The following is a 10,244-nucleotide window of genomic DNA, read 5'->3' as shown; positions in this document are numbered from 1 at the left end:
TTGATCAGGCTTACCGCCAGGTAGGGCACTTGTTTGCCCAGCAGGAACTCCAGGCGGGTCAGCGGCGTAGCGTAGAAGTTGGTGATCGAGCCCAGTTCCTTTTCCCGCACGATGCCCAGCGCCGTCAACATGGCCGGAATGAATGCGAGGATCAGCGCCATGACCCCTGGGCCGATGGCGTTGACGCTGACCACGTCCTGGTTATAACGAAAGCGTGTCTCCAGCTTCGCGCTGGGTTGCCGGGTGGGCGCGCGACTGCTGGATTCAGCCAGTTGCTCAAGGTTGCCCTGGTGCACCGCCTGGACGTAGTTGCGACTGGTCTCGGCCCGAAACGGTATGCCGCCATCCAACCAGGCGCCCACTGTCGGTTGGCGGCCGGCGTAGAGGTCTCGACCGAAGCCGGGGGGGATTTCCAGGGCCAGCTTGATCTCCGAGCGCTGCAAGCGTCGGTGTAGCTCCTTTGCATCGCGGATTATCGGTCGTTCTTCGAAGTAGCGCGAGCTGCGGAACGCCTCCAGGTAGGCACGGCTTTGCGGGCTCTGATCCTGGTCATACACGGCGAAGGCCAGTTTCTCCACGTCGAGGGAAATACCGAAGCCGAAGACCACCATCATGAACAATGCCCCCAGCAGGGCGAATGCCATCCGCACTTTGTCGCGCAGCAACTCCTTGCCCTCCCGGCTGGCGACGGCCCACAGGCGACCGAGGCTCAGGCCGCGCCGGTCCCGGGGCGCGCCGGCGTTCTCAAGGGTCACTGGGGCTGCGTCTTGCTGCGTTTCGCCCTGGGCGTTTTCCAGGCAGGTGACGAACGCGGCTTCCAGCGTCTGACCGCTGAACTGCGCTTGCAAGGCCGCTGGCGTGTCGCAGGCCAGGACCTTGCCGGCGTGCATCAGCGAAATGCGATCGCAGCGCTGGGCCTCGTTCATGAAGTGCGTGGAAAGAAAAATCGTCACACCTTGCTCGCGAGACAACTCGATCAACAGTCGCCAGAAATCATCCCGCGCGGCCGGATCGACGCCTGAGGTCGGCTCGTCGAGGATCAGTACTTCCGGGCGATGCAAAACCGCCACCGCCAGGGACAGGCGCTGCCGCAGGCCCAGTGGTAGCGCCCCGGACGTTTGGTCCGCCAGTTCCTGGAGATTGAAGCGCTGGATAAGCTCATCGATGCGCTGGCGGCTGTCTGTAGTGGGCAGATCGAACAGCTTGGCGTGCAGCTCCAGGTTTTGGCGCACGCTCAGTTCGCCGTAGAGCGAAAAGCTCTGGGACATGAAACCCACCCGCTTGCGGGTGGCGAGGTCCTTGGCGTTGACCGGGTTACCCAGCAGCCGGGCACTGCCTTCGCTGGCGGGGATCAGTCCGGTCAGCACCTTCATGGTGGTGGTCTTGCCGCAACCGTTGGAACCCAGGAAGCCAAAGATTTCACCGCGACCAATCGCGAAGCTGACGTTATCGACGGCGGTGAAATCGCCGAAGCGCAAGGTGAGATCGTGGGCTTGGATGGCAATGTCGGTAGTGTTGGCGGTCCTGGGGGGGATCACCAGCGGTTCGGCGTCATGGCCGCTGCCGCCCTGGAAGTGGGTGAAGGCCGAATCGAGCTTGCCGTCCGGGGTGACCTTGGCCAGCTCCGCACTCAAGCCCTTGGCAATCAAGCGACCGTTGTCGAGCATCAGGCAGTGCTCGAATTGCTCGGCCTCTTCCATGTATGCCGTGGCGACCAGCAGGGTCAGTTGCGGTCTTTGCCGACGCACGCTTTCTATCAGTTCCCAGAAGCGTCGCCGGGACAGCGGGTCCACGCCCGTGGTGGGTTCGTCGAGAATCAGCAGGTCCGGTTCATGGATCAGCGCACAACACAGGCCGAGCTTTTGTTTCATGCCGCCGGACAGTTTGCCTGCTGGACGGTCGGCAAAACGCTGCAGATCGGTGGCCAGCAGCAAGGTCCCCATGCGTTGTTCGCATTCTGCTCGCGATAGCCCGAACAATGTGCCGAAGAACCGAATGTTCTCGCCTATCGACAGGTCCGGGTAAAGGTTGCCCCCCAACCCTTGGGGCATGAAGGCAATGCGTCGGTAGAGAGTCTTGCGATGGCGTCGATCGTCAATCGAGGCGCCGAGCACATCCAGTTGGCCATGCTGGAGCTTCTTCACCCCGGCAATCAGCCCCAGCAGGCTCGATTTGCCGGCACCGTCCGGGCCGATCAGGCCACAGCGAGTGCCGGCGGGCAGGCTGAAGGCGATTTCGCTCAGCGCCACATGCTGGCCGTAGCGATGTTCGAGACCCGAGGCGTGCAATGCCTCGCCGGCGGTGGCGCTCATCGCAAGTTGGCCGGCCAGTCAATGGGCGCCGTGCGCACGTAACCGGCCCCGGGCATACCCGGTTTTGCCTGGGGCACTTCGCCGGGACGGGTCAGGTGCACTTTGACGCGGAACACCAGTTTCTGGCGCTCATCACGGGTTTCGACTTCCTTGGGGGTGAACTGGGATTTGGCCGCGACGAAGCTGACTTTGGCCGGTAGCGGCCGCTCGGGCAAGGCGTCGAGCAACAGTCGCGCTTCATCGCCCACCGCCAGTTTCCCGGCCACCGACGCCGGCAGGTAGAGGTTCATGTACTGGTCGCTCGGATCGATCATCAGCAATACTCGACCGCCGGCGCCGAGCACTTCACCTGGCTCGGCCAGGCGCAACTGGATCACGCCGTCGAGGGGGGCCCGCAAGGTGCTGTCATCTATTTCGCTGGTGAGCTGGGCCACCTGGGCCAGGGTCGCGCCGATGGCCGCATTCGCCGCCGATACCTGGGCCCGGGCGGCGTTGACCGCAGCGTTGGCGGTGTCGACGCGGGCTTGTTGCTGGTCGAGGACCTGGCCGCTGGCGTAACCGCGCTTGAACAGTTCCTGGGTCCGCTTGAGTTCTTGATGGGCGAGCAATTGTTCGCTCTGGCGCAGTTGCACGTTGGCTTCGGTGGCGGCGAGGTTCTGCCGGGCCCGGGTGACTTCGGCTTCGGCCTGGTTGCGCTGGGCCTCCAGGGTGCGGGTGTCCATGCGCGCCAGCACTTGGCCCTTGATGACGTTGTCGCCTTCGTCGACCTGAACGTCGGCCAGGCGCCCGGGTGTCTTGCTGGCGATCTGGACTTCGGTGGCCTCAAGGCGGCCATTGCCCATGCTCAAGCCTTCCGGGAGGCGATCCTGGCGTGACTTCCAATAGCCAAATCCACCGGCGGCCAGCAACAGAGCCATCAAGGCGAAGGCAAAAAAGCGAGAGGTACGATGGTTCGTCGACATGTCCGGCATCCTGCGGCTGTAGCATCGAAGTCTGCAGGATCAGCGACCGACCCCGCTTGATGTCCATCAACTCATCGGCGATCAGCGCAGCGCAATCACCGCTGCCCATTGTTCGGCCGTGACGGGCATCACCGACAGCCGTGAGCCTTTCTGCACCAGCGGCATTTCAGCCAGGGCGGTCTGTTGCTTGAGGTAGTCGAGCTTCAGCACGCGGGGGAATGTTTCGACGTGGGCCACGTCGATCGCGGTCCAGGGGTTTTTATCCGGCCCGGCCTTGGGGTCGAAGTAATGGCTGTCGGGTTCCAGCGCTGTTGGGTCAGGGTAGGCCGCGCGGACGATTCGGCCGATCCCGGCAATGCCTGGCTCGGGGCAACTGGAGTGGTAGAAAAAGAACGCATCGCCCACCGCCATGGCCCGCAGGAAGTTGCGCGCCTGGTAGTTGCGCACCCCGTCCCATCGCGCCTGGCCGAGCTTTTCCAGACCCTGGATGGACAATTCGTCGGGCTCGGATTTCATCAGCCAATAGGCCATGATTTCTACTCCTGGGCGGTAATGATAAAAAAAGTTCAGCGATCTTATGACAAACCGACAGTCGGTTGACGCCAGAGTTTGCGTGTTGCAGCAGGTTGCCGCAAAATGCCGGCCTTCCAAGCTTTACGCTGCTGCACGGCCAATAAGAAAACCGCTGCTGTCATCGTGTGTGATATGCCTTGAGGGGGGCAATCGATGAAACGCAAACCGGATTTGTTGTGGATCTTGGTCATTCTGTTCGGCCTGGGGGTCGTTACCACGGGATACGCTCAGAGTCTGTGGGCCAGCAAGACCGATACACCGATGGAAATCACCCAGCCCGCGCCTTCGCTCAAACGCTGAGCCGGTCTAGCGGACGCCGCTGTTTCCCTGCGGCGTCTACCCCGCGATATACCAATGCCGGTCGCTGACCGTTCCCTGCAGCGGCACGTCCCAGCTCGCCTGCGCCAACCGTTCGACTTTCTGACATTCATGGGCCAGTCCCAGCAGTGTCGGCTTGCGCCATTGCTTGCGTCGCGCCAGATACGCCAGGCTGCGGTCATAAAAGCCACCGCCCATGCCCAGCCGACCTCCCGCATCGTCAAACCCCACCAGCGGCAATAGCACCAGGTCCAGAGTCCAGACCTTGCGTTGCCGGGCGATGTTCATCCGCGGCTCCAGAATACGAAAACGATTGGGCCGCAGCTTTTCGCCGGGGCGGATGCGCTGGAACACCATCTTGGTCTGCGGCCATGGGCTCAGTACCGGCAGATAAGTGGCCTTGCCCCGGCGCTGAGCGGCGCGCAGCAACAGGCGCGGGTCGATCTCGCCATCGTTGGGCAGGTACAGGGCGATGTGTCTTGCCCGGCGAAACAGCGGGTGCTGGGCCAGTTGCCTATAGAGCCCGCGAGCGGCTTCACGCTGCTGGGCAGGTGTCAGGGCGCGACGGGCTTGGCGTAGCAGGCGGCGGAGTTGCGGGCGCGGCAGCAGCGCGGGTTCGGTCATATCGATAATTCACGCAATCGGTGGCGACAGCACAGCGTAACCGCAAAACAGCGCGCTCAGAAATGCCTGCGCCAGACACAACAATGCCAGTCTTGATGACTGGCATTGTGAGAATCAGGCTCCCCGGATGAACCGCTGTCGGCTTAGCCCTTGAACCCGAAAGTTCAAGGTGGAAGTTGCAGGGGGCGTTAAGGCTTTCCGTCAAGCGGACATGCACACCGGCCCCAACGTGCAACTCCCGTGGTTGTGCGTATCGGCTCAGGGACATCACCAACTGGCAAGCACCCCAGGGAGTGACGCAAGTATACCCCAGGCAGCCTCGCGAATCAGCCCTTGCTGACGTCCGGGTCGGTGGCCAGTACCAGATCCACCCGATCGAGCAGGTCGCGCACCTGTTCACGGGTCGAGCCGCTGACTTGCACGTCCGGCGTATCCTGGCGGTGCAACAGCTCGTGGGTGATGTTCAAGGCAGCCATTACAGCAATGCGGTCGGCGCCGATGACTTTGCCGCTGCTGCGGATCTCGCGCATCTTGCCGTCCAGGTAACGGGCGGCGCTTACCAGGTTGCTGCGCTCTTCCTGGGGACAGATGATCGAATATTCTTTATCGAGGATCTGCACGGTTACGCTATTGCTTGAACTCATGAGTCTTGCTCCAGGGCCTTGAGGCGCGAAATCATCGATTCGACCTTACGCCGGGCGATTTCGTTTTTTTCAATGAGGTGCGCGCGTTCCTCGCGCCAGGTCTTTTCCTGAGCTAATAGGAGTCCGTTTTGGCTCTTAAGTTGCTCGACCCGCTCAATTAGCAATTCGAGTCTGGCCATCAGCGCTTGCAGGTCGGTGTCTTCCATTGTGTCCACTGAAGATTGTGTCTGATGGGGATAGGGTCGCACAGCCTCTGATAGTCTTGGCGAGTCTGTCGATGTAGGATACAAGGCCTCCATTCTAGACATAGCGCCGTCTGGCGCCTAGCTGCCCATGCCCATTCAGAATTCCCCGTATCAAGCGTTTGCCACCCTGCTGAGCACCAGCGGTCATCCTGTCTCGCCTGCTGAACTGCATGGCCTGTTGCTTGGGCGCAGTTGCGCCGGCGCCGGCTTCGATGCCGACGGCTGGCTGGCTGACGCCGCCGAGTTGCTGGAAGGCGAGCCGGCGGACAACGTGCGCAATGCGCTCATCGGCCTGCAGGAAATGGTCAAGGGTGAGTTGACCAGCGATGACATGACCGTCGTCCTGCTGCTGCCTACCGATGACGCTCCGCTGGCCGAACGCGCCGCAGCGCTGGGCCAGTGGTGCCAGGGCTTCCTCGCCGGCTTCGGCCTGACCCGCCGCGAATATGCGTTGAGTGACGAGGCCAAGGAAGTATTGCAAGACCTGGCGGCGATCTCTCAGGTCCAGGACGCCCTGGAAGAATCCGATGACGGTGAAAGCGACTACATGGAAGTGATGGAGTACCTGCGGGTCGCGCCATTGCTGCTGTTCACCGAAACCAAGAAAACCGCTGAACCGGCCGCCAAGCCGTCCTTGCACTGATTGCTTGAAAGGGAACACCGTCTGCCCATGATTCATATCCCGAAATCGGAATACAGCCGTCGCCGCAAGGCCCTGATGGCGCAGATGGAACCCAACAGCATCGCAATCCTGCCCGCCGCCGCCGTTGCCATCCGCAACCGCGACGTCGAGCACGTTTACCGCCAGGACAGCGACTTTCAATACCTCAGCGGCTTCCCCGAGCCGCAAGCGGTGATCGTGCTGATGCCCGGCCGGGCCCATGGCGAATACATCCTGTTCTGCCGCGAACGCAACGCCGAGCGGGAGTTGTGGGATGGCCTGCGAGCCGGCCAGGAAGGGGCGATGCGTGACTATGGCGCCGACGATGCATTTCCCATCACCGACATCGACGACATCCTGCCGGGCCTGATCGAGGGCCGTGACCGGGTGTATTCGGCCATGGGCAGCAACCCGGAATTCGATCGGCACCTGATGGAGTGGATCAACGTGATTCGCTCCAAGGCCCATCTCGGTGCCCAGCCGCCGAACGAATTCGTTGCCCTGGATCATCTGCTGCACGACATGCGCCTGTATAAATCGGCGGCAGAGGTGAAGGTGATGCGCGAAGCGGCGCGGATTTCCGCCCAGGCGCACATCCGGGCCATGCAGGCCGCGCGCACGGGGTTGTACGAATACAGCCTGGAGGCCGAGCTGGATTATGAGTTCCGCAAGGGCGGGGCGAAAATGCCGGCCTACGGGTCGATCGTCGCGGCGGGTCGCAACAGCTGCATCCTGCATTACCAGCAGAACGACGCACTGCTCAAGGACGGCGACCTGGTATTGATCGACGCCGGTTGTGAAATCGACTGCTACGCCAGTGATATCACCCGTACCTGGCCAGTCAGCGGCAAGTTTTCGCCCGAGCAGAAGGCGATCTACGAAGTGGTGCTGGCCGCCCAGGAAGCGGCGTTCGCCGAAATTGCGCCGGACAAACACTGGAACCAGGCCCACGAAGCAACAGTGCGAGTCATTACCGAAGGGCTGGTGCGCCTGGGCCTGCTGGAGGGCGAAGTGGACGAGTTGATCGCCAGCGAAGCCCACAGGACCTTCTACATGCACCGCGCCGGCCACTGGCTGGGCATGGACGTGCACGACGTTGGCGAGTACCGGGTCGGCGGCGAATGGCGGGTACTGGAAGTCGGTATGACGTTGACCGTGGAGCCGGGCATCTACATCGCCCCGAACAACCGCAACGTAGCGAAAAAATGGCGCGGCATTGGCGTGCGCATCGAGGATGACGTGGTAGTGACCAAAACCGGTTGTGAAATCCTGAGTCACGGCGTACCCAAGACGGTCGCCGAAATCGAGGCCCTGATGGCCGCCGCCCGGGCTGATGCGGCATGAGCCGGGTCAATCTGGCGATCGTCGGCGGTGGCCTGGTAGGCGCGAGCCTGGCCCTGGCCCTGCAAGCCGGCGCCAAGGCCCGGGGTTGGAAGATCATGCTGATCGAACCCTTCGCCCCCGGCGATGCCTGGCAGCCGAGCTACGATGCCCGTTCCTCGGCCTTGTCGTTCGGGTCCCGGCAGATTTATCAACGCCTGGGTATCTGGCAGGAAGTTTCTCGTCGCGCCGAGCCGATCAAGCAGATCCACGTGTCTGATCGCGGGCGATTTTCCACGGCGCGGTTGTCGGCCATGGAAGAAGGGGTGCCGGCCCTGGGGTATGTGGTGGAAAACGCCTGGCTCGGCCAGTGCCTGTGGCAAGGGTTGGACACCGAGGTGGTCAGTTGGCACTGTCCGGCACAAGTTACCCGGATGGAGCCCATGGTCGGCGGCTATCGCCTGACGCTCGATGACGAAACCACCTTGGAATGCGACCTTGCCGTGCTGGCTGACGGTGGTCGTTCCAGCCTGCGCGAACAGCTGGGTATTGGCGTGCGCAATCGACCTTATGGCCAGAGCGCGCTGATTGCCAACATCACACCCGGCGAAGCCCACAACGGCATGGCCTTCGAGCGCTTCACCGACGACGGCCCGATGGCCTTGCTGCCGCTGCCGGAAAACCGTTGCGCGTTGGTCTGGACCCGCCAGGGCATGGATGCGCAACGTCTGGCGGCCCTGGATGAGCGCAGCTTTCTCAGCGAATTGCAGGGCGTGTTCGGTTATCGCCTGGGCACCCTGAAACAAGTTGGCGCTCGGCATCTTTATCCGTTGGCGCTGGTGGAAGCCGAAGAGCAGGTCCGCCCGCATCTGGCGATCCTGGGCAACGCGGCCCACAGTCTGCATCCGATTGCCGGCCAGGGGTTCAATCTGTCCCTGCGCGATGCCCAGGCCCTGGCCGACGCCTTGCTCGACAGCGACAGCGCGCCGGGGGATTTCGCCGTGCTGCAAGCCTATCGCGAGCGTCAGCGGATGGATCAGACGCTGACCGTCGGGTTTTCCGACCAGGTTACGCGGCTGTTCAGCAGCAACCTGCCGCTGGTGTCCCTGGGCCGCAACCTTGGCCTGCTGGGGCTCGACCTGCTGCCTCCGGCCAAGCGCTGGTTCGCCCGCCAGGCCATGGGGTTGGGGACGCGTCCCGATGCGTGAGGCTTGGTTCGATCATTTTTCTCATGGGCGACTCATGTCGCCAGCACAACAGGCTTAAAGCATGGAATTGCGTGCAGATCTGCTGATTGTCGGCGCCGGAATGGTCGGCAGCGCCCTGGCGCTGGCGTTGCAGGGTAGTGGCCTGCAAGTGCTGTTGCTCGACGGCAGCCCGATGAGCGTCAAACCCTTCGATCCCCAGGCTGCCTTCGAACCTCGGGTCAGTGCCTTGTCGGCGGCGAGCCAGCGGATCCTTGATCGTCTTGGGGTCTGGGACGGCATTATCGCCCGGCGCGCCAGTCCATATACCAACATGCACGTCTGGGATGGCAGCGGCACCGGGCAGATCCATTTCTCGGCGGCCAGCCTGCATGCCGAGGTCCTGGGGCACATCGTCGAAAACCGCGTCGTGCAGGATGCCCTGCTGGACCGCCTGCATGACTGTGATCTGGGGCTGCTGGCCAACGCGCGGCTTGAGCAGATGCGCCGCTCCGGCGATGACTGGTTGCTGACCCTGGCCGATGGCCGCACCCTGCGGGCACCGCTGGTGATCGCCGCCGACGGTGCGAACTCCGCCGTGCGTCGCTTGACGGGGGTTGCGACCCGGGAATGGGATTACCTGCACCACGCCATCGTAACCAGTGTGCGCAGCGCCCGGCCTCATCGGATGACCGCATGGCAGCGCTTTACCGATAACGGTCCCTTGGCATTCCTGCCACTGGAGCGCGACGGCCTGCACGACTGGTGCTCGATCGTCTGGTCCACCACCCCTGGCGAGGCTCAGCGGTTGATGGCGCTTGAGGAAGCGGATTTCTGCAACGAGCTGGAGCGGGCCTTCGAGGGGCAACTGGGGACGGTGCTGAGCGCCGATTCGCGCTTGTGCGTACCGCTGCGCCAGCGCCATGCCAAGCGCTACGTGGCCGAAGGGCTGGCGCTGATCGGCGATGCGGCCCACACCATCCATCCGCTGGCCGGACAGGGGGTGAACCTGGGTTTCCTGGATGCCGCCGTCCTGGCCGAAGTGCTGTTGCAGGCGGCCGGGCGCGGTGAACGGCTGGCGGACGTGAAGGTACTGAGCCGCTACGAACGCCGACGCATGCCCCATAACCTGGCGCTGATGGCCGCGATGGAAGGGTTTGAGCGGCTGTTCCAGGCCGATCCGTTGCCGGTGCGTTGGCTGCGTAATACCGGGCTGAAACTGGTGGACGGTTTGCCCGAGGCCAAGGCGTTGTTCGTACGTGAGGCGTTGGGGTTGACCGGGGATTTGCCGGATTTGGCCAAGGTCTGAGAGATGGGTTGGGGCTTATGGCCCTATCGCGGGCAAGCCTTGCTCCCACAAGCTCTTGCTTCCACAGGGGCAATGTGGGACGAGCTTTTGTG

At 62.9% G+C, this 10,244-nt stretch carries 11 protein-coding genes and 1 other RNA gene; 5 read left to right on the top strand and 7 right to left on the bottom strand.

Annotation, left to right across the window (positions count from 1 at the left end):
- From rbbA to GSM73_RS22460, 3 genes are all read right to left on the bottom strand, one after another.
- Window positions 1-2,312: ribosome-associated ATPase/putative transporter RbbA (rbbA, locus tag GSM73_RS22470; protein WP_256677051.1), on the bottom strand; the 2,312-nt coding region annotated here is incomplete at its 3' end.
- Window positions 2,309-3,274, bottom strand: a complete 966-nt coding sequence (locus tag GSM73_RS22465) for an HlyD family secretion protein (protein WP_047226087.1) — start codon at window positions 3,272-3,274, stop codon at window positions 2,309-2,311. The genes rbbA and GSM73_RS22465, both read right to left, overlap by 4 nt.
- A gap of 81 nt (window positions 3,275-3,355) precedes the next feature.
- Window positions 3,356-3,805 (bottom strand): EVE domain-containing protein, encoded by a 450-nt coding sequence (locus GSM73_RS22460; protein ID WP_047226086.1) that lies wholly within the window; start codon window positions 3,803-3,805, stop codon window positions 3,356-3,358.
- Between the two features lie 195 nt (window positions 3,806-4,000).
- Between GSM73_RS22460 and GSM73_RS26470 the strand changes: the two genes are divergently transcribed.
- Window positions 4,001-4,147, top strand: coding sequence for a hypothetical protein (locus tag GSM73_RS26470; protein WP_092395219.1), 147 nt, complete (start codon window positions 4,001-4,003; stop codon window positions 4,145-4,147).
- A 36-nt stretch (window positions 4,148-4,183) separates the two neighbouring features.
- Here the strand turns inward: GSM73_RS26470 and GSM73_RS22455 are convergent, their stop codons facing one another.
- From GSM73_RS22455 to GSM73_RS22440, 4 genes are all read right to left on the bottom strand, one after another.
- Window positions 4,184-4,789 carry a 5-formyltetrahydrofolate cyclo-ligase gene (locus GSM73_RS22455; protein ID WP_047226085.1) on the bottom strand — a complete coding sequence of 202 codons (606 nt, stop codon included), beginning with the start codon at window positions 4,787-4,789 and terminating at the stop codon, window positions 4,184-4,186.
- Window positions 4,790-4,905: 116 nt separating this feature from the next.
- A non-coding RNA gene (gene ssrS / locus GSM73_RS22450) (6S RNA) lies at window positions 4,906-5,085 on the bottom strand.
- A 30-nt stretch (window positions 5,086-5,115) separates the two neighbouring features.
- The gene (locus GSM73_RS22445; RefSeq protein ID WP_047226084.1) at window positions 5,116-5,433 is read right to left on the bottom strand and encodes a cell division protein ZapA; all 318 of its coding nucleotides are present in this window, start codon (window positions 5,431-5,433) and stop codon (window positions 5,116-5,118) included.
- Window positions 5,430-5,639, bottom strand: coding sequence for a TIGR02449 family protein (locus tag GSM73_RS22440; protein WP_030138125.1), 210 nt, complete (start codon window positions 5,637-5,639; stop codon window positions 5,430-5,432). The genes GSM73_RS22445 and GSM73_RS22440 overlap by 4 nt, the downstream gene beginning before the upstream one ends.
- A gap of 127 nt (window positions 5,640-5,766) precedes the next feature.
- Between GSM73_RS22440 and GSM73_RS22435 the strand changes: the two genes are divergently transcribed.
- The 4 genes from GSM73_RS22435 to GSM73_RS22420 all read left to right on the top strand — a co-directional run bounded on the left by GSM73_RS22435 (window position 5,767) and on the right by GSM73_RS22420 (window position 10,152).
- The gene (locus GSM73_RS22435; RefSeq protein WP_047226083.1) at window positions 5,767-6,321 is read left to right on the top strand and encodes a YecA family protein; all 555 of its coding nucleotides are present in this window, start codon (window positions 5,767-5,769) and stop codon (window positions 6,319-6,321) included.
- A gap of 27 nt (window positions 6,322-6,348) precedes the next feature.
- Window positions 6,349-7,683, top strand: a complete 1,335-nt coding sequence (gene pepP, locus GSM73_RS22430; RefSeq protein ID WP_160893862.1) for a Xaa-Pro aminopeptidase — start codon at window positions 6,349-6,351, stop codon at window positions 7,681-7,683.
- A complete protein-coding gene (ubiH, locus tag GSM73_RS22425; protein ID WP_160893860.1) occupies window positions 7,680-8,867 on the top strand; it encodes a 2-octaprenyl-6-methoxyphenyl hydroxylase in 1,188 nt (395 codons plus the stop codon). Before pepP ends, ubiH begins: the two co-directional genes overlap by 4 nt.
- 67 nt (window positions 8,868-8,934) lie before the next feature.
- Entirely contained in the window at window positions 8,935-10,152 is a 1,218-nt protein-coding gene (locus GSM73_RS22420; RefSeq protein WP_171061307.1) for a 2-octaprenyl-3-methyl-6-methoxy-1,4-benzoquinol hydroxylase, read from the top strand.
- The last annotated feature ends 92 nt before the right edge of the window (window positions 10,153-10,244 follow it).

The organism is Pseudomonas sp. PICF6, assembly GCF_009831705.1.
GTDB classification, from domain to species: domain Bacteria; phylum Pseudomonadota; class Gammaproteobacteria; order Pseudomonadales; family Pseudomonadaceae; genus Aquipseudomonas; species Aquipseudomonas rhizophila.
This window is presented reverse-complemented; position numbering and strand designations above follow the sequence as displayed.